The sequence below is a fragment of the Peribacillus sp. 05N428 genome (genome assembly GCF_056397085.1).
Genome location: NZ_JBFTMS010000053.1, coordinates 1 through 25,294 on the forward strand (window position 1 = coordinate 1; position 25,294 = coordinate 25,294).

At 36.0% G+C, this 25,294-nt stretch carries 27 protein-coding genes and 1 pseudogene; 22 read left to right on the top strand and 6 right to left on the bottom strand.

What is annotated here, in order from left to right:
* Positions 1-141, top strand: a 141-nt coding sequence (locus AC1DIV_RS26615) for an IS3 family transposase (RefSeq protein ID WP_477577749.1), incomplete at its 5' end; no start/stop codon positions are given.
* Between the two features lie 82 nt (positions 142-223).
* Here AC1DIV_RS26615 and brnQ read toward each other — a convergent pair.
* The gene (brnQ, locus tag AC1DIV_RS26620) at positions 224-1,564 is read right to left on the bottom strand and encodes a branched-chain amino acid transport system II carrier protein (RefSeq protein ID WP_340877768.1); all 1,341 of its coding nucleotides are present in this window, start codon (positions 1,562-1,564) and stop codon (positions 224-226) included.
* 335 nt (positions 1,565-1,899) lie between these two features.
* On the opposite strand from brnQ, the gene AC1DIV_RS26625 reads away from it, so the two are divergent.
* The 8 genes from AC1DIV_RS26625 to AC1DIV_RS26660 all read left to right on the top strand — a co-directional run bounded on the left by AC1DIV_RS26625 (position 1,900) and on the right by AC1DIV_RS26660 (position 10,911).
* Positions 1,900-2,121 carry a hypothetical protein gene (locus AC1DIV_RS26625; protein ID WP_340877766.1) on the top strand — a complete coding sequence of 74 codons (222 nt, stop codon included), beginning with the start codon at positions 1,900-1,902 and terminating at the stop codon, positions 2,119-2,121.
* 576 nt (positions 2,122-2,697) lie between these two features.
* Positions 2,698-3,798 (top strand): GerAB/ArcD/ProY family transporter, encoded by a 1,101-nt coding sequence (locus AC1DIV_RS26630; protein WP_477577747.1) that lies wholly within the window; start codon positions 2,698-2,700, stop codon positions 3,796-3,798.
* A 936-nt stretch (positions 3,799-4,734) separates the two neighbouring features.
* Positions 4,735-5,673, top strand: coding sequence for an agmatinase (gene speB / locus AC1DIV_RS26635; RefSeq protein WP_048680023.1), 939 nt, complete (start codon positions 4,735-4,737; stop codon positions 5,671-5,673).
* 55 nt (positions 5,674-5,728) lie between these two features.
* Positions 5,729-7,096, top strand: coding sequence for an APC family permease (locus AC1DIV_RS26640; RefSeq protein ID WP_340877763.1), 1,368 nt, complete (start codon positions 5,729-5,731; stop codon positions 7,094-7,096).
* A 43-nt stretch (positions 7,097-7,139) separates the two neighbouring features.
* Positions 7,140-8,783, top strand: coding sequence for an amidohydrolase (locus AC1DIV_RS26645; RefSeq protein ID WP_340877762.1), 1,644 nt, complete (start codon positions 7,140-7,142; stop codon positions 8,781-8,783).
* Positions 8,784-8,893: 110 nt separating this feature from the next.
* Positions 8,894-9,472 (top strand): TetR/AcrR family transcriptional regulator, encoded by a 579-nt coding sequence (locus tag AC1DIV_RS26650; RefSeq protein WP_048680032.1) that lies wholly within the window; start codon positions 8,894-8,896, stop codon positions 9,470-9,472.
* A 420-nt stretch (positions 9,473-9,892) separates the two neighbouring features.
* Positions 9,893-10,387, top strand: coding sequence for a DinB family protein (locus AC1DIV_RS26655; RefSeq protein WP_323598528.1), 495 nt, complete (start codon positions 9,893-9,895; stop codon positions 10,385-10,387).
* A gap of 284 nt (positions 10,388-10,671) precedes the next feature.
* Positions 10,672-10,911: a hypothetical protein gene (locus tag AC1DIV_RS26660; RefSeq protein ID WP_340877761.1), complete on the top strand. Its 240-nt coding sequence runs from the start codon at positions 10,672-10,674 to the stop codon at positions 10,909-10,911.
* On the opposite strand, the gene AC1DIV_RS26665 is transcribed toward AC1DIV_RS26660, so the two are convergent.
* Together AC1DIV_RS26665 and AC1DIV_RS26670 are read right to left on the bottom strand one after the other, a co-directional pair.
* Positions 10,892-11,422: a PadR family transcriptional regulator gene (locus AC1DIV_RS26665; RefSeq protein ID WP_340877760.1), complete on the bottom strand. Its 531-nt coding sequence runs from the start codon at positions 11,420-11,422 to the stop codon at positions 10,892-10,894. The genes AC1DIV_RS26660 and AC1DIV_RS26665 overlap by 20 nt on opposite strands.
* A 46-nt stretch (positions 11,423-11,468) precedes the next feature.
* A complete protein-coding gene (locus tag AC1DIV_RS26670; protein WP_340877759.1) occupies positions 11,469-12,650 on the bottom strand; it encodes a YhgE/Pip domain-containing protein in 1,182 nt (393 codons plus the stop codon).
* A gap of 383 nt (positions 12,651-13,033) precedes the next feature.
* Here AC1DIV_RS26670 and AC1DIV_RS26675 point away from each other — a divergent pair, with 383 nt between their 5' ends.
* The gene (locus AC1DIV_RS26675; RefSeq protein WP_034310870.1) at positions 13,034-13,477 is read left to right on the top strand and encodes a cell wall hydrolase; all 444 of its coding nucleotides are present in this window, start codon (positions 13,034-13,036) and stop codon (positions 13,475-13,477) included.
* Positions 13,478-13,601: 124 nt separating this feature from the next.
* A complete protein-coding gene (locus AC1DIV_RS26680) occupies positions 13,602-13,787 on the top strand; it encodes a hypothetical protein (RefSeq protein WP_340877757.1) in 186 nt (61 codons plus the stop codon).
* A 128-nt stretch (positions 13,788-13,915) separates the two neighbouring features.
* On the opposite strand, the gene AC1DIV_RS26685 is transcribed toward AC1DIV_RS26680, so the two are convergent.
* Both AC1DIV_RS26685 and AC1DIV_RS26690 read right to left on the bottom strand, forming a co-directional pair.
* Positions 13,916-14,278 carry a hypothetical protein gene (locus AC1DIV_RS26685; RefSeq protein WP_340877756.1) on the bottom strand — a complete coding sequence of 121 codons (363 nt, stop codon included), beginning with the start codon at positions 14,276-14,278 and terminating at the stop codon, positions 13,916-13,918.
* A gap of 257 nt (positions 14,279-14,535) precedes the next feature.
* Positions 14,536-14,847 carry a DUF1796 family putative cysteine peptidase gene (locus AC1DIV_RS26690; RefSeq protein ID WP_477577751.1) on the bottom strand — a complete coding sequence of 104 codons (312 nt, stop codon included), beginning with the start codon at positions 14,845-14,847 and terminating at the stop codon, positions 14,536-14,538.
* A 195-nt stretch (positions 14,848-15,042) separates the two neighbouring features.
* Between AC1DIV_RS26690 and AC1DIV_RS26695 the strand changes: the two genes are divergently transcribed.
* The 8 genes from AC1DIV_RS26695 to AC1DIV_RS26730 all read left to right on the top strand — a co-directional run bounded on the left by AC1DIV_RS26695 (position 15,043) and on the right by AC1DIV_RS26730 (position 22,158).
* Positions 15,043-16,632: a bifunctional metallophosphatase/5'-nucleotidase gene (locus tag AC1DIV_RS26695; RefSeq protein WP_340877755.1), complete on the top strand. Its 1,590-nt coding sequence runs from the start codon at positions 15,043-15,045 to the stop codon at positions 16,630-16,632.
* A gap of 218 nt (positions 16,633-16,850) precedes the next feature.
* Positions 16,851-17,198, top strand: coding sequence for a VOC family protein (locus tag AC1DIV_RS26700; RefSeq protein WP_063596040.1), 348 nt, complete (start codon positions 16,851-16,853; stop codon positions 17,196-17,198).
* Positions 17,199-17,231: 33 nt separating this feature from the next.
* Positions 17,232-17,672, top strand: a complete 441-nt coding sequence (locus AC1DIV_RS26705) for an SRPBCC domain-containing protein (RefSeq protein WP_340877754.1) — start codon at positions 17,232-17,234, stop codon at positions 17,670-17,672.
* 171 nt (positions 17,673-17,843) lie between these two features.
* The gene (locus AC1DIV_RS26710) at positions 17,844-18,551 is read left to right on the top strand and encodes a cytochrome c biogenesis CcdA family protein (RefSeq protein ID WP_340877753.1); all 708 of its coding nucleotides are present in this window, start codon (positions 17,844-17,846) and stop codon (positions 18,549-18,551) included.
* 269 nt (positions 18,552-18,820) lie between these two features.
* On the top strand, positions 18,821-19,960 hold the full coding sequence (locus AC1DIV_RS26715) for an FtsW/RodA/SpoVE family cell cycle protein (RefSeq protein WP_048680411.1): 1,140 nt from the start codon (positions 18,821-18,823) through the stop codon (positions 19,958-19,960).
* Between the two features lie 222 nt (positions 19,961-20,182).
* The gene (locus tag AC1DIV_RS26720; RefSeq protein WP_098865994.1) at positions 20,183-20,533 is read left to right on the top strand and encodes a PadR family transcriptional regulator; all 351 of its coding nucleotides are present in this window, start codon (positions 20,183-20,185) and stop codon (positions 20,531-20,533) included.
* Complete coding sequence (locus tag AC1DIV_RS26725) at positions 20,520-21,329, top strand: permease prefix domain 1-containing protein (RefSeq protein ID WP_063574951.1); 810 nt, start codon at positions 20,520-20,522, stop codon at positions 21,327-21,329. Before AC1DIV_RS26720 ends, AC1DIV_RS26725 begins: the two co-directional genes overlap by 14 nt.
* Positions 21,316-22,158, top strand: coding sequence for a permease prefix domain 1-containing protein (locus AC1DIV_RS26730; protein WP_106028698.1), 843 nt, complete (start codon positions 21,316-21,318; stop codon positions 22,156-22,158). The genes AC1DIV_RS26725 and AC1DIV_RS26730 overlap by 14 nt, the downstream gene beginning before the upstream one ends.
* 268 nt (positions 22,159-22,426) lie before the next feature.
* Here the strand turns inward: AC1DIV_RS26730 and AC1DIV_RS26735 are convergent.
* Positions 22,427-23,187 (bottom strand): annotated as a pseudogene (locus AC1DIV_RS26735) (ATP-dependent DNA ligase).
* A gap of 293 nt (positions 23,188-23,480) precedes the next feature.
* Here AC1DIV_RS26735 and AC1DIV_RS26740 point away from each other — a divergent pair.
* From AC1DIV_RS26740 to AC1DIV_RS26750, 3 genes are all read left to right on the top strand, one after another.
* A complete protein-coding gene (locus tag AC1DIV_RS26740; protein WP_340877752.1) occupies positions 23,481-23,696 on the top strand; it encodes a DUF3951 domain-containing protein in 216 nt (71 codons plus the stop codon).
* 133 nt (positions 23,697-23,829) lie between these two features.
* Positions 23,830-24,339 (top strand): hypothetical protein, encoded by a 510-nt coding sequence (locus AC1DIV_RS26745; RefSeq protein WP_252296648.1) that lies wholly within the window; start codon positions 23,830-23,832, stop codon positions 24,337-24,339.
* A 28-nt stretch (positions 24,340-24,367) separates the two neighbouring features.
* On the top strand, positions 24,368-25,030 hold the full coding sequence (locus AC1DIV_RS26750) for a hypothetical protein (protein WP_340877751.1): 663 nt from the start codon (positions 24,368-24,370) through the stop codon (positions 25,028-25,030).
* Positions 25,031-25,294 lie beyond the last annotated feature (264 nt).

Genomic DNA, 25,294 nt, shown 5'->3' on the forward strand with positions numbered 1-25,294 from the left:
TTTGAAAAGGAATTAGATGATTATATTTTTGAAAAGGAATTAGATGATTATATTCATTACTATAACCACAAACGAATGAAGGTAAAATTAAAAGACCTGAGTCCGATAGAATACCGAACTCAGGTCTTAGAAGCTGCTTAAATTATATGTCTAACTTTATTGGGTCAGATCACTCGCTTATCTTCGAGTTCGTCTACAGTTTATATGTCTGGACTTATATCATTTAATCTATTTGGTGATTATGACCGAATTTCGACTTTAAGACGCTGCTCGCATACCCAATGAATCCTCCAACAATGGCAGGGACGATCCACCCAAGCCCAGCTTCATACATAGGAAGTATTGCAGTGAAGAAATCATTGATGAATGTAATGTGTACACCTGCTCCATTTAATCCATCAAATAGACTGACGATGAATGTTAAAAGTAAGCTGCCTTGATAAACCTCAGGTCTTCCCTTAAATAAGGAATGAAGAAATGTTAGGAAGATCAAAACAATGGCTAATGGATAAATGGCTGTCATAACCGGTACTGAAATGGCAATTAACTGGGTTAGTCCAATATTGGCAATGATTGCACTGAATATGGATAAACTTATGGCAATCGTTTTGTAAGGCAGACTTGGAAATAGCTTATGGAAGTACGTCGAGCAAGAGGTAATGAGTCCTACGCTCGTCGTTATACAAGCTACTGTGATCATTAATCCCAATAATAGCCCGCCATATGATCCAAAGTAGTAATCCGAGACTTTCGCCAAGATAATGCCTCCATTATCCAAGCGTCCAAGTTCCCCAACGCTTGAAGCACCCATATAAGAGAGAGCTGTATAAATGGTGGCAAGGATAACGGCCGCAATGGCAGTCGCTTTTCCACAAACGATCATGATTTGTTTTTTTGTTTTGGCACCTTTTTCTTTGATGGCATTAATGATGATGATGCCAAAAACAAAAGATGCAAGAGTATCCATGGTTAAATATCCTTCTCTGAACCCATTGAAAAATGGTTGAACCATATAGTGCTCGGCAGGTGCTTCAAAATCTCCAATTGGATTAACGAAAGCGACTACCACCAGGATTCCAATGAACGTCAACTTGATGGGTGTCAAAACTTTCCCCACAATTTCGACAATTTTCGCGGGATTGAGCGAAAGAAGGCATGAAACTGTAAAAAAGATGATGGTGAAAATAAGTAAAGGCAATGGACCTGGATCTTCAGGCAAAAAAGGTTTTACACCGATCTCAAAAGAAACGTTTCCTGTTCTAGGCATGGCGAATAATGGACCAATGGCTAAATAAAGAATGGTTGTGAATACAATACCAAAGACTGGATGGACACGGCTCGCTAATGATTGTAAATCATCTTTTCCAGAAAAACCGAGTGCCAGCACACCAAGTAACGGTAATCCTACTCCTGTGACCAAAAACCCTGCATTAGCCGACCAGATATTCATACCTGCCGATTGACCAAGCATTGGCGGGAAAATTAAATTCCCTGCACCGAAGAAAAGGGCAAATAACATGAACCCAATCACTACTATAAATGAAGATGGAACCTTATTAGACAAAATAAACCCTCCGACCAAAATTTGCTATTTTAGAAAATTATTAAATTTTCTAAAAATTATATAAACAGTAATACTAAGACCGTAAAGTATTATAACTAAATTAAATTGATATTTCAATATATTTTTTGTTTTTTATTATTTACCTTGATGATCAGTGATCCGCCCTTATCTTATTTTGAACATCTAAAGGCTGCTCATACTCATGAAATTTGAAATGTAAAGGAAATGAGGATGCAGAAAAAACTGCTTTACGTCGCGAACCAGTTTGAGCTCACGATAAAGAGTGACGGTTTAGATGCGGTTTTAATTGTGGGAAAATTAAGGAGGTGTTTAGAATGGTTGAAAAAATACTGGGATTGTTCTTTGAAAAACGGAAACAAAACAAAAAGGATGTTTTATTACTAATTTTCATATTCATGCTTCCTATAATTAATTTGGTTACGTATATCTCGGATATGGACTTATCTTGGTTATCTGGCATTGTATCAATTGCAATCATTATTCTTGCGGCATCGATATATTTTGAAGGAAAAAGAAACAGGGAAAATGATGGTTAAACTTCGGTTATTGTTTGAGGGGACGTTAGGCTAATTGTAGTTGTTTAATCAATAAAATAAAATGACGTTAAAATAATAATTATTACTTTAATTAGGGACTGTACTTCAATAAGGGAGCTGCTTTGGCAGCGCTTGAGTTTGTAGACAAAAGGGGTTTATCTAAATTTCAAAACAAAGTTGATTGGAGCGGGTGTGCGAGACTTCTGCGGGAAAAGCGCGTCAAGGGGAGACCCCGCAGGCGCAAGGCGCCGAGGAGCTCCTGGACCGCCCGCGGAAAGCGAGTGCCTGTAGTGGAAATCGACATTCGAGTTTTTATAGACCCAAATAAAAAACTGAGGAAAACTATATTGTTTGTCTACATTTGGGCTGCTTATGCAGCTCTTTTTCTCATGGGGCGATACTCCTTAAATTATTAGAAATTGAATCGAAACTCTAAGATGCCCTATCAACGGGAGTAAAAATAACTTGTACTCAACAGGGTTTGTATAGTCTTCTTCTGTCAATAATGGTTATGGAATCAGAATTTCTGCGTTTTGTCTATAACTTACCGTTTTGTCGTGAAAGGAATTTATGAAAATGCTCGAGAAGGGTAAAATCGGAAGCCGTCAACTGATGATATTAGTGATTCTATATACGCTTGGAGATTCTATTTTAGTCATTCCCTCCGTTGTCGCTTCCGAAGCTGAACAAGATGCTTGGATTTCGGGCATGATAAGCGTGGCAATAGCACCGTTATTGATTGTTTTGATATATGAGGCCTTAAGGAAATGCTATCCTGATTTAACATTAGTGGAATACAGCCAAAAAATTCTGGGGAAGTGGCTGGGAATGGCTATTTCTCTTCTTTTTATAAGCTACTTTTTTATAACCACAGCGACTTATTTGAGTGAAATTGGGGATTTTATGATAAGTCATATTATGCCTGATACTCCAATTCAAGTGATCATGATTCTTTTTATGAGTATCGTCCTCATGGCCGCGCGTCTTGGTTTGGAACCTTTGGCCCGAAGCGCGGAAATATTTTTCCCCTATGTTTTATTACTTATATCAACCTTGATAATTCTTCTGCTTCCCGAGATTAAATTTCAAAACCTGCAACCCGTATGGGAGGGGGGAATGAAACAGGTTATACGGGGTTCTATACCATTTATTGTTTTTCCGTTTATTGAACCGGTTGCGATTCTAATGATCCTCCCGTTCGTAAGTCAAAAAGATAGAATAAGAAAAAGCCTTTTTGTCGGTCAATTGTTGGCTGGAAGTGTTTTGATCATTATAACCATGTTAGCCATTCTTGTACTTGGTTCCGAGTCAACGATAAGACAAAATTATCCAATCTATATGTTGGCAAAGAAAATAAATATCGCTGATTTCTTGACGCGGCTGGAAGCAATAATGGCCATAATATGGTTCATCACAATTTTTATTAGATTTAGTTTGTTTTTTTATGTGACCGTTTTAGGTACGGCCCAAACGTTAAAATTGCAAGATTATCGTCCTCTGGTTTTTCCGTTTGGTATCCTATTGATTGCCTTTACTCTGATGATGACACCGAATATTGTCCATTATAATAAATTCATTACAGAAATCTGGCCGTTTTATGCCATGACATTCGGGTTTCTGCTGCCATTGATATTACTAATAATCGCCAAAGTTCAGAAAAATGATCAACGTAACTAAGGCGGGTCTATCTATTAAGAAACTAGTGTAAAATTCTATTAGAAGCTCAGGTGTCATTCCATAAGGGCGCAATTCTTTAATAAAGCATGCTTTCCTTAATGAACTAATGGGTGCTTTTACTTCAATAAAGGAACTGCTAATGCAGCTCTCACTTTGTCGACAAAAGGGGTTTTACCTAAAATTTCAAAGTTGATTGGAACGGAAGGCGCGAGACTCCTGCGGGAAAAGCGTGTCGAGGGGAGACCCCGCAGGCGCAAGGCGCCGAGGAGGCTCCCGGACCGCCCGCGGAAAGCGAGTGCCTGTAGTGGAAATCAACTGAACTAGATTATCCTTAATGGTTTACTGTTTTTTTTAAGCCCCTAATTGGCTGGAAGAAATTTGCAACACTCCTGCCGAGTAACTGGCTAGCTAGCTGAGACCCCGGAGACGTTTACGTCGAGGAGGCTTGGCAGACAGTCGGCGGAAAGGGAGCGGGTTTCTGGAATCAACTGAAATGTAATTTAAGCAAAAGCCGTATGCCGGCTCATCAGAACCAAGTTTAAGACTAGATGATCCTTCATGGTTTTTTACAGTAATCCTTAATGGATGGAAGAAAATTGCCGCACTCCCCGAAATACTGGCTAGTCGAGACCGTACAGACGCTTGCTTTGATGTGGCTTGGCAGACAGTCGGCGGAAGGGGAGCGGATTTCTGAGATCACCTGGAACGTTTTTTTAGGATTATGAAATAGACAAATAGAATTTAAAAAATAGTTTGACTTTTTTAACAACTATGTTTATATTTGGTTTAATACTAACTACCGTTAGTTAATATGGTGCGAAAAAGTAGGTGTTAGACATAAAAAGTAATCCAATGAATCATGGTTTGTAAGCGATTACACATTGTGTTCGTAAATTCATATGAAAAGACTTTTATTAAAACCAGGAGATGATACTTATGAAATATCCACTTACACCAGATGTAAAGCCAGAGTTTTGTACAACAGGAACTTTTATGCGTTTACCTTCTCAAAAGCATGATGCAAAGCTGGCAATTGTAGGTATGCCTTTTGATACAGCTGCTTCTTTTCGGGTAGGAGCCAGGTTTGCTCCTCAAGCCATTCGCCAATCATCCATGACCCTGTTTCCCTATCATCCGATTCATAATGTATATCCTTTTGAACAAATGAATGCCATTGATATTGGCGATATCCCTGTTATTCCCCATAATATTCATCGAAGCTATGAGCTAATGAAGGAATCCATTCATGAATTGATGTCCAAAGGGGTCATACCGATTGGATTAGGAGGAGACCATTCGGTTACTTTAGCTAGTTTACGAGCTGCGGCAAAGGTATATGGGCCTGTAGCCATGATTCACTTTGATTCCCATACAGATACCTGGGATACATATTATGAGGAAAAATATTGGCATGGATCTCCTTTCATTCGTGCCCACGAAGAAGGTTTGCTGCAGGCAGATAAAGTGTTTCAAATAGGAATCCGCGGCACGCTAAACCACTCTGGAGATTTACAGGCAAGCCTCGATTTAGGCTATCGCCTGATTACAACTGGTGAACTTTCCAATCGTGGATTTGAAGATGTTTTGAAAGAGATTAGAAAAACGATTGGTAACACCCCTTGTTTCTTGACATTTGATATAGATTTCGTTGATCCTTCTTTTGCCCCGGGAACAGGTACACCTGAAATAGGTGGGTTTAGCAGCTATGATACATTAAAAATGATACGATCCCTAACTGAATTTAACTTTATAGGATATGACGTGGTTGAAGTGCTGCCTTCATATGATCCAAGTCAAATCACTTCACTTTTAGCGGCAACACTTGTACATGAATTTGCCAGCCTGGCAGCATTAGGTGCGAAAGAAGATAATTAAAATCACTTTAACTTAAAAACAGCCATTTATTTAATAAAGGAGGCACCTCTTTGCGATGAAAGGATTACCCGAGCTTAAGCGTTCACTGAATACAAGATATGTAATTGTATTTGGACTTTCCTTTATGGCGCCTGTGACAGTCTTTAGCACATATGGCATCGCTATTGACCGTACCCATGGAATGATTCCGACAGCATACATAATCGCGTTAATTGTCATGCTATTCACTTCATATAGTTACGCAAAAATGGTTCAGGTATATCCCACTACCGGTTCAGCTTATACCTTTGTGCAGAAAGGAATTAACTCACACCTTGGTTTTCTGGTAGGATGGGTGATTTTATTGGATTATCTTTTCAGTCCTATGATCAGCGCTTTACTTTTTGGGATTATGGTGAATGCTTACTTCCCTGGTATTCCTATCGTTGCCGTTATCATTTCCTTTATCATTGCTGTGACAGCGATTAATATTTTTGGGATTAAGGTCGCTGCAAATGTGAATACCTTTTTGGTGATATTTCAATTTCTTTTTATCATGATCTTCAGCCTGCTTTGCATAAATGGACTTTTAGCAGGAAAAGGCACCGGAGAGTTGTTTTCTAAGGATCCTTTTTTTAGTCCAGACGTGAATATTAATAATCTGTTTTCGATTGTACCTTTATTATGTTTTAGTTTTCTTGGGTTTGATGCGGTTACTACACTTGCAGAAGAAACCAAAAATCCGAAAAAAACACTTCCTAAAGCTATTTATGCTACGACATTGATTGGAGGGTTATTATTTGTTGCAGCTACCTATTTTGCACAATCGATTTTCCCGAATTTCAATGCTTTTAAGAACCCTGATACAGCTATAGTCGATATCATGATTTATACCGGGGGTAATTTTCTGAATAGTTTGTTCATTTCTGTCGTAGTGACATCCGCCACTGCCTCTGCGATAGCTTCAGGAGGCAGCGGAGCCCGGATTTTGTATGCAATGGGGAGAGATAATGTTCTGCCTAAGCGGATTTTTGGATATGTTTCCCCAAAATTTCAAACTCCCATATTCAATATCTTGATCATTGCTTGTATTGCAATGAGCGCCGTATTTTTGGATATCGCAACGGCTACTTCTTTCATTAATTTTGGAGCACTGTTTGCTTTTACCTTCGTTAATCTTGCTGTGCTTTTCCATTATTTTGTGAGACAGAAGCAGAGAGCTCCTAAAAGTATCATTTTATATGTTCTTCTTCCCTTAATAGGCACCGGCATAACTATATGGTTTATGACAAAGTTGGATATCCATTCATTAGCATTAGGAATCACTTGGATGACAGTAGGGTTCATTTACTTATTGTACTTAACAAAAATGTTTAAGGAACGTCCTCCTGAACTGAATTTTGCAGAGCAAAAAGAAGAATTCGATGTAAAACTAGTGCAATGATCATTTACTGTTTTATTATTTTGAATGAAAAGAGGTAAACTTCATGACTATTAAAAAAGCGGATATTGTACTTTCCAGCGATGCTATTTTCACAGGGCTTACACATGAGCCAATGTCTGGGGCAATAGCTATCTTAGGTGACAAAATTCTGAGTGTAGGATCAAAAACAGAGATTGAACCTTTTATAGGAAGTGGGACAAAAGTATTTAACTATGGAAATCAATTGATTATGCCTGGATTTCATGATTTTCATCTCCACATTATGTTTAGTGCACTAAGTTTAACTAGTATTAATTTATTTGAAGCCAGGTCAGCTCAAGAAGTGGCTGCAAAAGTACTGGAATTTTCTAAAGAATGTCCTGGGGAAGAATGGATTATCGGCATGCAATGGGACGCAGGTTATTGGCATGATAAACAAGAGCCCCATTATAAAATTCTTGACGCTGTCATTCCAGATCGTCCTGTCGTTCTTTTTCATGCTGAAGGTCATTATACATGGGTAAACAGTAAGGCCATGGAATTAGCAGGGGTTACTGAGGAAATACGTGATCCGGATTTTGGTCGCTATGAAAGAGATAAGAATGGTTTACTTACTGGGATTTTATATGAAGATGCCCAGCAAATCGTTTTAAAAGAGGCATTACGGTTAACACAAAATAAAAAAGAAACGATATTAAAAGAGTTTTTACGATTGTTATCGCAATATGGAATTACTTCTGTAAACGATTTGTTTGCGCCAATAGATGACTTCCTTCAAGACTATGATCTTTTTGAGAAATTGGATAAGCAAGGAGAATTATCGACTAGATTTCATATCACTCCTGAATTGGATGGCAATTTGGACAAAGCCCAAATACTGAGAAATAAATATGAATCAAAGAAACTACAATTCTCAGGATTAAAACAATTCGTTGATGGAACAGTCACGGGTCATACCGCTTACTTCCTGAAACCTTACTCCGATCAAGTGGATATTTGCGGTCATCCAGCTCTAGATCCAGAAGTATTGATTGATCGAGTTGTTAAAGCGGATGAACTTGGATTTAGAATCAGGTTTCACGCTATTGGAGATGCGGCAATTCGTTTAGCTTTAGACGCTTTTGAAGAAGCTGTACGCAAGAATGGAAAAAGAGACTCAAGGCATACAATCGAGCATATTGAAGTAATCGATTCGGATGACATTGAACGTTTTTCAAAACTGGGGGTCATTGCCTCGAAGCAGCCTGATCACATGGCTGCTTCATCAAGAGAGGTATATTCTTCAATAATAGGTCCTGAAAGGGAAAAAAATGTGTTCCTGACGAAGTCGCTATTAAATACAGGTGCATCTTTAGCTTTAGGAACAGACTTTCCGGTTTCCATCTCATTAAATCCAATGCGGCAAATATATACTGCGATTACTAGAGTGGATAGTAGCGGAGATTCACAAAACACATGGCACCCTGAACAAAAACTCACTTTGGCAGAGGCATTGCAAGCATATACATATGGCTCAGCCTATGGATGTTTCAGGGAGCACGAGCTAGGTACAATAGAAGAGGGGAAACTTGCTGACCTTGTGGTTTTAGACAGAAATCTATTTGATATTCCAGAAAGTGAAGTGCTCAAAACTAAAGTGGAACTTACAATAAACGATGGGAAAGTTGTGTATAAAAGCGAAGAAACCTCTTTAACAAGCATATTCTAATTCTTATTTTTTAGAGAAAGAACCATGTTCCAGGTGTTAAATATTTAGTTTGAAAAAGGAAATGAGTTTATAATGAAATTAACTGATGTTGGATAGTTTGGAGGCTCATTATGACAAAAAATGAAATTAAAAACATTTCCTTGACTCTTTTTACCAAGTACGGATATGAGGGAACTGCTTTATCGGAAATTGCCAAGAGGGTAGGTATACAAAAACCCTCAATCTATAACCATTTCAAAAATAAGGATGACCTTTTCTTGTGTCTGTTTGAAGAAATCCTGGAAGAGCATATACACCAGGTCGAACAATTTGTCGAAGAGATAAATACCCTCTCTTCTGAAGAAAAGTTAAAACACATCCTTCTTGATACTTGTAACTATTATAAAAACCATGAAGATAAAGCAACATTTTTAAAGAGGGCAATGATCTTCCCGCCGGAGCATTTGAAGCACATTTTAAATGAAAGTTTCCTTAGATCTGAAGAATCATTTTCCGCTATCTTACATGCTATCTTTGTCGAAGGAATCGACAAAAAAGAAATACGCCAGGGGAAAGTCGAGAACTTAATCATGTCCTATTTCTGTTTGATTGATGGGATATTCATGGAATTTTCTTATTATGGTAAAGAGAATATGGAACCTAGAATTCAGAATATATGGGAAAACTTTTGGTATGGACTAAGTGGATGATACGTTCAAAAAGTTCATGCTCTAAAACTAGATCTACGCTCCAGGCACTCGCTTTCCGAGGGCGGTCCGCCCTCGGCGCCTATGCGCCTGTGGGGTCTCCCCTGTACACGCTTCTCTCGCAGGAGTCTCGTGCCTAAAATCGAAGTCTCTTCCAATACCCTGAAATTGGTAAAATCGCCATCAAACATATAAAACGATTCCCAAAATGGTCAGTTGTTCTTTCTCAGTCAACACAACTTATGATAAACTTATATTATCAGAATTTTCCAAATGACAGAACGTTCATTGTTCCGTTAAAGGGCCAGTTTAATTGAACAATGAATTGGCATGACACCTTGGTTAGTTATCTAAAACACGTCGAAAATGAATGTTGACCAAAGGGATTATCTATTAAAGGGATTAAATGGGAGGGAATGGAGAATGGATGTAAAGACCCTTTTGTTACAACAATGGGCAAGCTGCTTAGATGAAGAAGACTGGTTTCCACCACTTGAGAAAGTGCTAGAGGATATTACTTTTGAACAGGCAATTTGGAAACCAGCTGATGGGGCAATGAATTCCATTTGGGAATTAGTTTGTCATTTACTTTTCTATGAAAAGAGATTTCTGATGCGGTTTCTTGGTGAAACAGAGAATGAACCACAGGCAGAAAATAATGAATCTACATTTCGTTTACCAAATGAGACGTTAGAAAATTGGAAAGAAACAAAACAAGAATACTTTTATGTTCATCGTGAACTTGGAAAAATACTAGCAAAATCAGAACATGAAGATTTGTATAGACAGGTCCCGGGAGAAGATAATTCATTAGTGCTTGAACTGAAGAGTTTAGCCATGCACGACGCATATCATATTGGGCAAATTGTATTCCTTAGTAAAATGCAAGGAGCTTGGCCAGAGAAACGCAGCTTTTAAAAATGCTACATTAGCTTTACAGTTATTCCATTATAGGGAGCTTTAATGGAATAAGAACGGGAACGTCCAAATCGGACGTTCCCATATTTTATACCTGAAAAACAATAATCCTGCTTTTTATAGAGAAGAAGCCCTCATTGGATGGAAGAAATTTACGACACTCCTGCCGAAAAACTGGCTAGCCGAGACCCCACAGACGCTTGCTTTGATGCGGCTTGGCAGATAGTCGGCGGAAAGGGAGCGGGATTCTGAAATCAGCTGGAATTTGTCTGCAGAAAAGCTATGTGAATATAAGATTTCACATAGCTTTTATTTTTGGTTATGCGATTGGGCTTCTGTGCATTTGGGAAGAAACAGTCATTGGATGGAAGAAATATGCGACACTCCTGCCGAAAAACTGGCTAGCCGAGACCCCACAGACGCTTGCTTTGATGCGGCTTGGCAGACAGTTGGCGGAAAGGGAGCGGATTTCTGAAAACAACTCGAATTTGCCTACAAGTAAACTCACAATTCCTTTGTCTTAATCCTTTTGATTAACTCTTCAAACCAAGATATTGTGTGATCTGTTCTGGTCGAAAAATAACCAGCCAAAAATTCACGAATATTCTCGTTGCCTTTAGGTTCTGGCTCGAAATTCCCAAGCTGCTCCCAAATAGCCTTGATGGACTTTACTTTTCTTTCTAATATATCGACTACTTTATCCCGGTCCACATACTTGATGTTGGCTAAACCAACAATCATATCCTTGATTTCATCCGCATTTTCAAATAATTTATAGATTTTTTTGGGTAGTTCTTCGCGACCCTTATCCGTAATCGCAAATACCTGTTTATCAGGCCGATGTTCTTCTTTTATCACTTCAACTGGCTCGACTAAACCTTGTTTCACCAATGATTCAAAATGGTAGTACAGTTTACTTTCCGTTAATCCGCCCAGGCGATCCAATGGAATGGGTTCTGAAAGCTGCTTTTTTAATTTATAAGGATAATTTTTATCCTCCATCAGCTTGCTCAATATAAAAATTTGAATAGACATTTTCTACGCTCCTTTAAGAAGTATTATCTCCTTATTGTAGCAAAACCTAAGCTGTGATTTCTGCCGCTTTCTTTTCAACTTCTGTTTCAGAAACCTGTACTGGCATCGGTTTGTGCAAAAACGCGACAATAGCCATATTAATTAACATCGCAATGGCACCTACCGCAGCCATTGACCAAATATACGGACTTGGACTGATGCTGCCAAATAGGTTTGCAAAGTAAGCTTGCACCGAGTAATACATCGGTGAAATGTGGCTCATCCATTCATATGGTGCGTGCATCATATCACGTGTGATGGTGGCACCATTCGCTATTGTTTGCATTAATAAAATCGGTAAGTTTAAAATCATGCCGCCTTCACCAAATAAGAAGATTAAAATCGCGGTGAAATTAAAACATACCATATAGTTCAGTATTTGTTGACCTACTATACCAAAGAATAGGTCACCGCTCGGCTTGTCAATTAAATAGGCTACACCTACAGCGATGATTGATGAAACCACGGCAATCAATAATGCAGCCATTTGCACATAAGTGAATAAACGTGTTTTGCTTGCTTTTCCCCGGCTGGCTCTAAATGCACCTACTAATTGCATGGCCCCGATCATTGCCCCTACATAACCGGCCATTGTTAAGAACATCGGCAGCATATTATGATTCATGCCATCAGGTATTTCGTTGATTGTAACGACATTTCCTACATAGGATTTCTCAATCTTTTCCGCTAATTCAGCAGCTTGCTTTTCTGGTACATTAAAGTTCATCAATACGCCCTGAGCTGTTTGTTGCGAGAATTGTGTGCTTAACTGACTATTAATTTCAGTTACGACAGAATTCATGGTAGAAGAAACGACTGTTGCGCCTGCCTCATTGATTGTAAAGTCGATGCTTGATGACGCTTCACCTTTTTGAATATTTTCAGAGAAGGTTTTTGGGATGTGTACGACTAATGCTAAATCATTGAGCTCCAAATCTTTTAAGGCTTGTTTATTTGTTATATCCGTCTCGATTTCTTTAAAGGGTAAATTTTCTTGTAAATTTTCGGCGATCATTGCACCATTTTTACCAGCATCATCATTGATGATGGCGATAGGTAATTTATCGACATTTCCTGGAATGGCTGTATACCCAGGCAAGAAGATGCCTAGCATGGCAACTGCATAGAAAATCCCCATAAAGATTGCCGCTGTTGCACCTCTTGTTTTTAAGAATGCAGTAAATTTCATATGTTGAATCCATCCTTTTGTTTTAAAGTATATTACTCAATTTAAAGTACTCAAGTTAGAGTAGTTTAAAAGAAGTACTTAGAATTTTATTTTATTTTTTACATAAAGTCAATCGAAAAATTTTATGTTTCCTTATTCAAAAGAAAAACCCCCGACACTTTGTTGGGGGGAATTTGTTATTTAGATTCCATCGGAAACCTTGTGTGCAAAAAAAATCCTTCTCTGACTAGCATATAGGATCTTGATTTCATTCCATTAAGACACCCATTTTCTCGGTGTTACTAAACGAGTTAATAACAGCCTCTACTGAAGGAGAGTGTCATTTTCATAAATAATGACATTAGTGCAGGCTGTTTTTCATACGATATATTTGGGGTGAAAAAATGCCGAGAGTAAGTTATCGAAGTTCAGACGTTGATTTAATGGCAAGGATGATGAGAGCTGAAGCCGAAGGTGAAGGACTGCAAGGTATGTTGTATGTTGGAAATGTAATTGTTAATCGTCTTAAGGCAAATTGTTTAGACTTTAAAGAGTTAAGAACAATTCCACAAGTCATTTTTCATGTACAAGGAGGAAATTATTCTTTTGAAGCTGTTCAAAAAGGGAATGTATTTTATCAAAGAGCGAGAACTGCTGAAAAAAGATTAGCAAAACAGAATTTGGATTATTGGAGGCAACACCCAGGGAAATATGCGCTTTGGTATTTTAATCCATATGCTCCATGCCCTCCGACATGGTACGATCAACCTTTTGCGGGTCAATTTAAAAATCATTGTTATTATGAACCAAAACCTGGAACATGTGAAAGTGTTTATACAGGAGGTTAGGCTGTTATTTCATTTCAAGGAGCAGATCAGCAGCTCCTTTTTTTTATGCAACAATCGGGCACTCCAATAAGGTTTTTTTTGGTAAAATAAAGGGGGGAATGAGTTGTTGTTAGGAGGATTTTTAGTGAAGGCTATAATATTTTATATTGTTGGGGTATTCATTCTCTATATAGTTATTGAAACAGCAGTGAGAAGAGGAATTAACCATTCAAATATTGGTCAATTTCTTGAAAAAAAGTATGGAATGAAAGAAGATAAAAAGTCTTTTCTTGATGATGATTTGGATAATGAAAATAAGGAGGATTATTAAAACAAGGGAGGTTGCTGCGGCAACCTTTTTTTAGGGGAAGTTAATGTACGACCCCTTTTTATAAAAACAAATTCAACAAGAAAACAATGATTTTCCTAAAACAGGCTCCAGTTTGTCGGAAAGCATACTTAATCAGCATCTTTCCCAGGGCGGCGAAATTCGGCGTAGTAGACCTTTCTTTTTTTTGGTTCGGATTCAATATTTTCGATGAATGCTGTTTTGGCTTTCTCCAGTAACAACCCCTTTAGTTCCCGAAGCTTTATTGGACCCACTCCTGGCATCTTATCAGGTATATGTACTTCGAAATCCCCCTGGCGTTTATAAAAGCGGATGCTAGCAAGCCCCGTTCTTTCGGCTTTCCCCAAGGTATATGCAAATTCAAATTGCTGCTGAATGAATGAAGATAACTCAGGCAGCCCTAAACCTTCATAGAGGGGAGGGAATTCATGATAAACGGGAGGTTCTTTGAACGATATTGAAGAAATCTTCAAATGGATACTCCTCCTTTGGCGGAATAAAGAAAGACATACGTTGCCTATATTATTGTGCTATGGGCCAATTTTTTAAACATCCATACAGAGGTCTTGTGCTTTCCGGTAAAAATCCCATCATGGGGCCAGTTCATGTCTTTAACTCCTGTAAACCACCATCTACTGGCTGCATAATCAACAGGGTAAACTTACCCGTTGTAAGTTGATAAAATGGATTGTAATTCGATAATATCTTCATAGTTCGCCGTTGACCACTCTTATCTGATGAATAATGTATTTTTACTTTGCTGGATTTTTGTAAGGAAATTTTGGATGCGGTGATTCTGCTTATTTTTAAATGCTGGATATTGAACAGTCCAATCTTGATTTGGTATCTTCGGAAAATCATGGACGGAATCTATCTTATAGTGGCTATCATGAATAAAATGTGCTTTTGATGGTTGAGTACCCCCTGGTTCAAGAACAACATTTCCTTCATCAACAAAATGAGCTAGTATATTTTTCTCATGCATATTTTCTAACTCCATATATCCCTCAAATTTATTCTTTAATCTTTTAGAACAAATAATGGAAAGGAAATGGGAGCCTTTCTAAATAACACTGTTGCTGCTCAAAATCCTAACATATTTCTTTTAAAAGATATGCATGTACGGGGTTAATTTAATAATTATTATATAAAACATAACAAAAAATCACGGTCCCTTTATACGGATATAAAATTCTAGAGTTATTCTTAATTTACATCTAGAGGGAGGGATCCGAAGTTGTCAAAATTTCAGGCCATAACTTCTTTGTTCATCTTGGTATTTATCATCATTTTCGTATCTTATAAAATCACTGCTTTCTCATCCAATCATCCCACAACGAATCATTCCACATCCAACCGCTACATTCAACTACAATTATTAGGCGTTAATGATTTTCACGGCCAACTAAACAAATATCAATTGGTTTCAGGAACCATGGCAGGCGGTGCTGAATACTTGGCTGCCTATTTAAAAAAATATAAACAAGAAAACCCAAATACATTACTTGTTCATGCTGGTGATATGGTAGGAGGAAGCCCTCCGATCTCTTCTCAATTTCAAGACGAACCCACGATTGAATTTTTAAACCTCCTGCACTTTGATGTCGGGACACCTGGAAATCATGAATTGGACGAAGGCGTAAATGAAATGAAACGTCTTATTCATGGAGGATTCAATAAAAAAACAGGGTATTTTCAAGGTGCCAATACTGCTTACAGTTCTGCAAATATCATCGACAGAAAGTCGGGCCTTCCCTTGTTACCACCGTATGTTATTAAACAAATGGACGGAATTGATATTGGTTTTATCGGTGTGGTCACAAAAGAGACCAACATGTTTGTGTCCCCTGAAAATCGAAAAGAAGTAGAAATTACGGATGAAGTTTCAGCTATTAACCGAACCGTAAAGATTTTAAAGGATAAAGGGATCAAAGTGATTGTTGTACTGGCACATAATTCAGCTAAATCAGAAAAGGCAGGAGCAAATTCCACTGGAGCTTTAGTGGATATGGCTCCAAGAATCGATGATGAGGTAGATGTCATTTTTGCGGGTCACAGCCATGAATATGCCAATACCGTTGCAGCCGGTAAACTGATCGTTCAAGCTTATTCTAATGGGAATGCCTTTTCTCAAGTAAATCTTGAAATTGACCCGCATTCTAAAATTATTGTTAAGAAACAAGCAAAGATCATTGCCACTTCACATCAACATATAAAACCGGATGAAGAAACGGTTGCTCTTTTAAATAAATATAGAAAAAGATTAGGGAGCAAATTTAGTCAGGTAATAGGGGAAATGCCGGAAGAAATCAGACGAAATCAAGATGCATACGGTGAATCCCCATTAGCGAAAATGATTGCAGAATCTGAGCGCGAAGCCATGGGGGTAGAAATTGCTTTTGTCCATCAAGGCGAAATGCGGAAAAGCTTAAAAAAAGGGAAGATCACGGTAGAAGACCTTTATACAAACGTGCCTATGGGTCATAGTGTCAGTAAGTTAATTTTAACAGGAGAGCAGATAAAACTTGCTTTAGAACAGCAGTGGACGAAGGAATATGAAAATAGGTTACAAACGGTTGGCTTAACGTATGATTGGGAAGCCAAAGCTCCAATTGGCAGCAAGGTTGTTGTGCTGAAAGACAAGAATGGTCAAAAGATTCAGCCAAACAACGAATATGAAGTAGCGGTGAGTAATTATTTAGCTTCAGGCGGTGATAACTTCACTGCATTTGAACAAGGCAGACTCGTAGAATCCGGTCCGCAAGTTGTCACTGCACTTATACGTCATATCCAACAGAAGTATCCTCCCCATTCATTGAAAGAATGAAGGGGAAACATAACGGGTGCGTTTCTGTAATAAGCAGGAACGCCTTTTCCCTAATGTAAGCACGTTAGTTCAACAACAAGGAATTTGCCTTCATCCTAGGGAAATATAGTAATGGACTAAAGGGGCAGTATAGTTGAAGAAGGAACTTGAAATGTAAATCTCGAATATCTAATGTAATCGATAGATGAAAATTGGATGACAGACAGGAGTTAGATACGATGATAAAAGGTTTCGGAGGAATATTTTGGAGAACCAAGAATCTTGAAGTTGTAAAAAAGTGGTACAGTGAAGTGTTGAAGATTGAAATAGAAAATTGGAATGGGACTGTGATAAAACCGCAATTAGGAAATGAAACGATCTTTTCTTTCTTTACCGAGAATGACAGTCATTTTCCAACAGAACAACAAGTGATGTTAAATTTCGAAGTACATAATCTAAACGAGACTATTAAGCATCTTGAACATATTGGTGTACCTCTTGCAAAGAAAAAGGAGATTAGTGAATTTGGAAAGTTTATTTGGATTGAAGATCCTGAAGGTCGACTGATCGAGCTTTGGGAGAAATAACGAGTTGTCATTCATTTGAAAGGAGTTCTACAAATGACCGAACAGCTAATTGTAAGAGATGAGATACTCATTGAGGCGAATTCTCAGAAAGTCTGGGAAGTGCTTACTAAACCCAAATACGTTGCAGAATGGGATGAACTACCAGAAAATTATCCTAATGAAGATATGACCGAGGGAAGTAAGGTGATTTGGGATCTCCCTAATGGCGGTCAGTCAATCACTAAAATCATTAGAGCAGTTGTGCAGAAAGAATTAAAAATCGCTTTGCACGTTTCAAATTGGGAAGTAAAACCGAATGAAGGTGATGTCGCATATAATTATCACTTAAAAGATAAAGGCGATAGTACTCTGCTAAGAATCGAGATTGGTGATTTCTCCCTGATTAAAGACGGAAAAATGTATTATGATGCATCTATGGAATTTGCATCTAATTCTAAACAAATAATTAAGAAGTTATCCGAAAATCTTGGCTGATTAGACATACCTGGATTTCCTTCATGAACTCACGGGTGCTTTAATTCAAAAAGGGAGCTGCTTCGGCAGCTCTTTTTCTTATGGAGCTAAAGGCAGAATAGTTCAACAAGGGTATAGGCATATATGGTAAAGTTATACAGAATGAAGAAGCGGAAATTGGAGGAAATAAGATTGGGAGACTTAAATATTCTTTTACCTTTTGGTGCAGGGATACTATCTTTTATATCTCCTTGCTGTTTACCCTTGTACCCTGCGTTTTTATCTTATATTACAGGATTATCAATAAGTGAATTAAAAGAAGATAATAACAAATTAAACCGCAAACCAATGCTTCATACCTTATTCTTTTTGATCGGTTTTTCTATTATCTTTGTAATATTAGGGTTATCCACTTCTTTTATTTACGATCTCTTTTATGAATATATTGATTTAATTAGACAAGTAGGGGCTATATTGATAATTATTTTTGGTTTAATGATTGTTGGGGTTTTTCAACCTAAATTCTTGATGATGGACAGAAAAATAAATTTTAAAAATCGCCCATCTGGTTATATAGGTTCTATTTTAATTGGGATAGGATATGCTGCTGGTTGGACTCCTTGCATTGGACCCATATTAGGTGCCATCGTAACCCTTGGTTTATCGACTGGACAAGGTTTAATATATATGATTGCTTATATTCTTGGGTTTTCCATACCTTTCTTAACAATGTCATTTTTTATAGGAAAATCAGGATGGATAAAAAAATATAACCACAAAATAACTCAATTTGGTGGCTATATAACAGTTATTATGGGGATTGTCTTATTTTTTGATTGGATGGCCAAGATTACATTTTTTCTAACAAATAATGTATTTGGTGGCTTTACGGGTTTCTAATGCTTATAGAACTAACCGGTGCTTTACTTCAATAAGGAAGGTTGCTAGTGAATTACTTGTATACTTTTAATTACTTTTTGTGAAATAATGTGTAAATAAAATCGTATAACAAAATAGATAACATATTTTTTATTGGTTATCCCTCATGCTTTTATTCAATTGTATACCTAGAATGTATGAACAATAAAAGTGCTTTTATATAAAAAAATTACGTTTTTAGTATAATTAAGTTAAGTTACAATATAAGAAAATATTTACAAGGGGAAAAAATGAAAAATTCAAAGTTGGATTACAACCTAATTACACTTTTACTTTTACTATTTATAACAAGTTGTATAGCTATATTAAATGCTCAAGATTTTGGTCAATATGAAGGGAATTTTTTATTTAGACAAATAACCTGGTATATTGTAGGAATCGGAATAATTGCAGGAATTATGTATTTAGATTCTGAACAAATCTTTCGCTTGAATTGGTTTATTTACTCATTTAGCATAATTCTATTAATCGCGTTAATTTTGGCACCTGAATCAATAGCTCGTGAAATAAATGGAGCCAAAAGTTGGTTTCAACTTCCGGGAATCGGATCTCTACAACCAGCTGAATTCACAAAAATATCTTTGATAATTTGTTTAAGTTTCTTAGTACAAAAACATCATGAAAAATATTTAGATAAAACTTTAAAAACAGATTTGTTACTGTTAATTAAGATGGGAGCTGCTACAGTTCTTCCTATACTATTAATTATGCTACAACCAGATTTAGGTACGTCTTTAGTATTAATATGTATTTTTACAGGGATTTTTATTGTTTCGGGAATATCATGGAAAATTATCAGTGTTATTTTTATTATCATTTCCTTAATTTCTAGTATTCTTATATACTTAGTCTTTTTCAACCCTGAAATGCTTCAATCAATGGGATTCGCAACATATCAATTAGGAAGAATTTATGCTTGGATTGATCCAGAATCTTATGCATCAGGTGAAGGCTATAATCTAACCAAAGCATTACTAGCCATTGGTTCAGGAGGGGTATATGGTTATCTGGAAAAGGGTATATATGTTCCAGAAGCACATACGGATTTTATATTTAGTGTTATTTCTTCTAAATATGGTTTCTTCGGAGCTAGTATTTTAGTAACAATTTATTTTCTCCTTATTTCGAGTATAGTGAAGTTAGCTCTGGACGTAAAAAATAGTTTTGAATCTTACATATGCACCGGTGTTACTTCCATGATTTTTTTCCATGTTTTTGAGAATATCGGGATGAATATAGGCCTAGTACCCATAACAGGAATACCTTTACCTTTTATAAGTTATGGAGGAAGCTCATTAATTGGTAATATGTTAGCGATGGGGTTAGTCTTTTCAATAAGCTATCGAAAAAAAACATTTATGTTTGATTAAGATGGCTAAGTATTCAGGATTAATTCTAGGTAATTTTTTATTAAGAAAGCTATTTATTAGACGGTAAAACCGTCTTTTTTTTATGTCTCAGTCTTTGTCAACTCAATAAAGTCTTATGCAACTAAAGGGGCAGGATAGTTCATTAAGAACTACCCGTTTTTTTGATGAATACCTTGCATTATATAGTAATATAAAATATATTTATACCAAGAGGTGGATAATTTGGAAATTAATAAAGAAGTCTTAAAAGGGCATATAGACACTCTCATCCTTTCTCTTTTACATAAGAGGGATATGTACGGCTATGAATTAGCCAAAATTGTTCGAGAAAAGAGTGATGACCAATTTGAATTAAAAGAGGGTACGCTTTATCTGTCTTTAAAGAGATTAGAAAAGAATGAATGGATTTCTTCTTACTGGGGGGATGAGAAAGGACCAGGAGGAAGAAGAAAATATTACAAACTTACATCAATGGGTGAAGAAGGATTTAAAGAAAAGCGTTTGGAATGGGAATTTGTAAGAGATGTGATTGATTCGTTTTTGGATTGGGGGAGAAAAAATGAAAGAAATTGAAGCATTTGTTGATTCGGTTTATCAAAATGTTGGCGGAAATAAAAAAGAAATACAAGAATTAAAAGATGAAATGAAAGGTCATTTATTAGAGGCTGTTCACGAGTTGAAATTAGAAGGAAAGTCTGAACAAGAAGCAATTGAAATTTCCATTGAACGTTTCGGCGGAGAAAAAGAAATGCGTTCTATTGTTGGTCAGTTGTTTAAAGCACAAAGAACATTTGCAAAATGGGTACTTTATACAGCATTAACATTCCTTTTAATTAGTTTTATCGGATATGGTATTCTTATTCCACTTGAAAGGAATCAACAAAATGAGAGTTATCAATTTAGTTCACAAATCCTTGATAGTTTAGGTAATACAATAACCGAGCAAGCTAAAACGGATATTCAAAAAATTGTACAAGAAAATGAAAACATTACAGGAGTAACCATTAGTGCTGTTGAGGTTACCAATTATGGTAATGAGACATTTTATACTACTGTAAGCGAAGAACCAGAATATAGTTTTAGAGAAAAACCAATATTTAACCACTTTATTACTTATCGTGCTGATGGTACAGGTAACGAAAATTGGGATGTCATGGTTGAATCAAAAGGTTATGTAGAAACAGCATATACTGCATTGTTTCTAAGTGTATGTATTTATTGGGTACTGTTTGCAATTTGGGCAATCATTAACGCTTATCATCATAGACGATTGAATGCTGGTTGGGTTATTGCTTTTGCTTTATTAAATGTTGTAGGGTATCTGTTTTTCCGTTTTATTGGAAAGGGGATAAAAAATGAAACAAATTGAAGAATACGTTCATTCGGTTTACCGAAATGTTGATGGAGATAAAGAAGAAATTCAGGAATTAAAAGAGGAAATGCAATCGCATTTATTAGAGGCTGCCCATGAGTTAAAAGAAAAGGGAGTATCAGAAGAAGAAGCGAGCAGAATGGCTATTGAAAACTTTGGAGATAAAAAACACATGATTAAAGGATTATCAGAATTTTTTAGTGTACAAAAGAGATTTGCTCGTTATATCTTATTATTTTCATTGGTTTCACTTGTGCTAGGAGCTATCATTTTTGTAAATACCTCCTTAGAAATATATAATTTCAAGGAAGAAAGAAGCATCATCATGAACGATGTGTTAACCATTGTAGGTGATGATGATGTGATTTCTGACTCCAAAAAAGAGGATATTCAAACTCTTTTCGACGAACATAAGGATCATTTGAATTATCTTGCAATATTTAACACAGAAGAGAACGCTCAATTAAAAGATTGGTTGAAAGAATTTAATATAACACAAAAACCTTCTACCACTTACCCCATTGAATATCAGTATGCAACATTTATGATAGAAGATCCGTATGAAATTTTTAATAAAGAAGGAATTGTTAGCGATGATTATGATTTAGGAACAGTGGCGAGTACAAAGGATAATTGGATTGTTCAATATGAATATAAGGATACCTACCAGAATGTTATTGAAGCAAATAATTCATGGGCATTAGGAGATTACATGGATATTTTTCAGCTGCCGATTTTGTTCTTTGTAGTGTTTGGGGTTCTAATTATTGTTTGGGGATTCTTAAAAAAATATCATAAAACATATTTAAAAGGACTTATAAACTGAATTTCTTAATGAACTAACGGGGGCGTTAGTTCTTTAAGAATTAAACAACTTAAATATCCTTTTTTTTAAAAAATCCTTCAAGATTATTTCAATTTTAAACAACTTTTAAGAGCCTTATTACATGTCAAATGTAGTAAGGCTCTTGTTTATTAGAGGGAAATTAAACAACTTTATTATCACTCTACATCAAGAGAAAAAACCCCTTGTTCAAATTAAATTAAGAAGTTATCCATAACAAAAAAGCGACTATCGCGATTAGATAGTCGTTTTAGGATATATATTCTATAAAAGAAGGTATTCGTAATAGTCCAGTCGATGTATAATTTCTAAACTTCACCTTGCACTTAATCTTGGGATCTAAATAAATGAACTTCTCATTTTCATCAACAACTAAATCTTGATACTGGCTATAGAATTGTTTCCTAGCAACAGGAGTCACAAACTCCATTATTCCTGCTGGCCTTATCCGATTGTTTTCTTCAATCCCTAGAAGCAAACCGAATTTATCTTTTCGTAATCCGGTAATTACTACACTTGTATATTGATAGTTAATTACCTTTAACCAGTCATGTGATCGTTTACCGATCTGGTATTTAGAACTTGCTTTCTTCTGGACGATCCCTTCAAGACCTTGTTGCTTTACTAACTCAAAATAAGCAGGACCATTCCCATATATCCATTTAACCTTACATATTAAATTGGAATCCTCGACTATTTCTTCAAGCAGCTCTTTTCTTTCCTGAGAGGTAAATGAGTTACTTTTTGACCATTATGATATATTACGTCAAACACGCAATATTGTATTGTATGTTCCGATCTATTAGATTGAAATCTTTGTAGCATTGCTTCAAAATTAGGCTTACCTTGTTGGTCAGTCACGATAATTTCACCGTCCAGTATAGTTCCAGATGGGATATCTAATTGGAGCAATTCAGGAAATTTCATTGAGACATTATTTTTTTGGCGAGTAAACAATTTTATCTGATTATCAAACTTAGAGAGAATTAAACGAATTCCATCAAGCTTCAATTCTGTTATAAAGCCTTGATCTTCGAATGGTTGCTCTTTACTTTGCAATAGCATTGGAGAAATAAACAATGTTACCACCTCTTAGATAATTGTAGCACTAAAAACTCTAAATTCTCTGAGGTAGATAATGTAAAATAATAATGCTTGTCTATAGAAATATAGGTATTAGTCTATAGAGTAAAATTGACACTCTTGACATATGTTATAATATGGTATGAATATTCTTATCTGAAAAAAATTTCCACTGTATAGTTAAGTTAATTTATATAATTATTTATTGGGGGGGGATATGTATGGTATCTAGCTTATTTATTTTAATTGTAGTTGGCATTATTGGATTTACAGTTTACAAAATGATATTCAAAAAGAAAACGCCTTCTAACATGTATACACCTTACGATGACGTGGTTATGGGAAAAAAAGATGATATTAAAAAAGTTCAACCTCCACAAGATACAAAACACAATATCGAATATGAAGAAAAAAGCGATAAAGACAAGACCGTTTAACGGTCTTGTCTTTTATGTTTCTTAATTAGAAATGTAGGTTGATTAAATAAAACAGGGTGGTTTCCAAAATAATCCTTATTTATTACAAATATTATGATAAAAAGTAATTTATTACTAAGGAGGTAATTGGAAAATGAATAAGCCGTTTGGTAGAATGCTATCTGCTTTTCTTGTTTTTATGGTTTTAGTCACAGGTACGGTTTTTGTAGAGGGTATTAAGGTGGAAGCCGCATCTTATAAGAGTATTAATCTTGAAGGATGGAAAAAGTATCTTAGAGGTGGTCAATATGCTGGTGGTTTTACTATGAAGGCTGCTTACCAAGAAGAATATTCCTCTCTTTCTTCTACGAAATGGAAGCTTTCAGACAGACAAACTACTATAAGAGTTTCCGACGGTACATTATCAGTTAAATTTGGGGCATATACAAAGTTATATGATAACGGGGCTCAAAAACATCACAGTACATTATCTAGCTCTTGTGACTACATAGGCATTGGTGGACAATCAGCAACTTGTAAAAGAAATGCTACTGATTACACTTTGACAAAGAATAAATCTAGAACAGATCATACGTCAAATGTAACATTAGGATCTAACTACTTCCCATCAGTACATTATTTGAAGAAATCCTATAGTTATTAATTGGTTATTTTAAATACGGAGGTGCATTATGAAATCCATTAGAAATTTAATAATTGTTGCAATTACTGTAACTATAATCGGTACTAGTATTTTTCTTGTTAACTCTAATTCAACGAGGGCTACTGATGAAAGTGCTGTTTTTGAGGATCTAGGAAGATATATAAAGAGTCTAAAAGAAGATGAAAAAGAGAAAAGGAATCTTACTAATGAGATTCTAGATAAAAATCAATATTTAATTTTAATAAAATTCTATCAAAACAATGAACCCACAATGACTACTGACGAAGCTAAAGAAATTGCATTGGCACAAATAATTGAGGAAACTGCCATAAAAGAGAAAGCAAAAGAATTAAGCATATTTCCTTCACAAGAGGAAGTAACAGCAAGAGTACAAGAAGAAAGGTTTAAATTCGAAAATGCAAATGATGAAGACCCAGATAATAAACAAGTTCAGGAAATGCTTAATAGTTTAATGGAGGGACTTGGGATGAACGCTGATGAATACTGGGGTTCTTATGTTCCTACAGGTTATGAATTTACAATTAGTCAAGAAAAGTTATATGAAGAGGTAACTAAGGAAATTACAGAGGTAGATCAAAAAAATGAAAAATGGAACACAGAAAAGGAAAACTATATTGGGAAATTTAAAGAAGTATACAAAGATGAAATTTCAGAACTCAAAAATAATTGATTAACTGATGCCCATTATTGGTGTGGATTTGAAAGAAAGTTGTACTGTTAATAAAAAGTCGTACCGTTTTGAAAAGAGTTTAACCGTCTATAAAAAAGATGAACCGAAATGATTTAATTTCGGTTTTTCTTAATGAACTAAAGGGGCAGGTTAGCATTCCTGTAGTTCGTTATTTTTCAGCTTTGAAAAAAATAGGGCTCCTCAGTAAGATATGAGTAAGACACCACTCAAACTCAAAACCTTAGGAGGAACCCTAATATGAAG

What these genes read in the sequence shown, in the direction of transcription:
- AC1DIV_RS26630 (WP_477577747.1), top strand. Translation starts at nt 2,698, where the DNA reads ATGCTCGAGAAGGGTAAAATCGGAAGCCGTCAACTGATGATATTAGTG.
- AC1DIV_RS26740 (WP_340877752.1), top strand. Translation starts at nt 23,481, where the DNA reads ATGGTATCTAGCTTATTTATTTTAATTGTAGTTGGCATTATTGGATTT.
- AC1DIV_RS26645 (WP_340877762.1), top strand. Translation starts at nt 7,140, where the DNA reads ATGACTATTAAAAAAGCGGATATTGTACTTTCCAGCGATGCTATTTTC.
- AC1DIV_RS26665 (WP_340877760.1), bottom strand. Translation starts at nt 11,422, where the DNA reads ATGTCTATTCAAATTTTTATATTGAGCAAGCTGATGGAGGATAAAAAT.
- AC1DIV_RS26725 (WP_063574951.1), top strand. Translation starts at nt 20,520, where the DNA reads ATGAAAGAAATTGAAGCATTTGTTGATTCGGTTTATCAAAATGTTGGC.
- AC1DIV_RS26650 (WP_048680032.1), top strand. Translation starts at nt 8,894, where the DNA reads ATGACAAAAAATGAAATTAAAAACATTTCCTTGACTCTTTTTACCAAG.
- AC1DIV_RS26730 (WP_106028698.1), top strand. Translation starts at nt 21,316, where the DNA reads ATGAAACAAATTGAAGAATACGTTCATTCGGTTTACCGAAATGTTGAT.
- AC1DIV_RS26675 (WP_034310870.1), top strand. Translation starts at nt 13,034, where the DNA reads ATGCCGAGAGTAAGTTATCGAAGTTCAGACGTTGATTTAATGGCAAGG.
- AC1DIV_RS26745 (WP_252296648.1), top strand. Translation starts at nt 23,830, where the DNA reads ATGAATAAGCCGTTTGGTAGAATGCTATCTGCTTTTCTTGTTTTTATG.
- speB (WP_048680023.1), top strand. Translation starts at nt 4,735, where the DNA reads ATGAAATATCCACTTACACCAGATGTAAAGCCAGAGTTTTGTACAACA.
- AC1DIV_RS26655 (WP_323598528.1), top strand. Translation starts at nt 9,893, where the DNA reads ATGGATGTAAAGACCCTTTTGTTACAACAATGGGCAAGCTGCTTAGAT.
- AC1DIV_RS26715 (WP_048680411.1), top strand. Translation starts at nt 18,821, where the DNA reads ATGAAAAATTCAAAGTTGGATTACAACCTAATTACACTTTTACTTTTA.
- AC1DIV_RS26750 (WP_340877751.1), top strand. Translation starts at nt 24,368, where the DNA reads ATGAAATCCATTAGAAATTTAATAATTGTTGCAATTACTGTAACTATA.
- AC1DIV_RS26705 (WP_340877754.1), top strand. Translation starts at nt 17,232, where the DNA reads ATGACCGAACAGCTAATTGTAAGAGATGAGATACTCATTGAGGCGAAT.
- AC1DIV_RS26640 (WP_340877763.1), top strand. Translation starts at nt 5,729, where the DNA reads ATGAAAGGATTACCCGAGCTTAAGCGTTCACTGAATACAAGATATGTA.
- AC1DIV_RS26700 (WP_063596040.1), top strand. Translation starts at nt 16,851, where the DNA reads ATGATAAAAGGTTTCGGAGGAATATTTTGGAGAACCAAGAATCTTGAA.
- AC1DIV_RS26625 (WP_340877766.1), top strand. Translation starts at nt 1,900, where the DNA reads ATGGTTGAAAAAATACTGGGATTGTTCTTTGAAAAACGGAAACAAAAC.
- AC1DIV_RS26670 (WP_340877759.1), bottom strand. Translation starts at nt 12,650, where the DNA reads ATGAAATTTACTGCATTCTTAAAAACAAGAGGTGCAACAGCGGCAATC.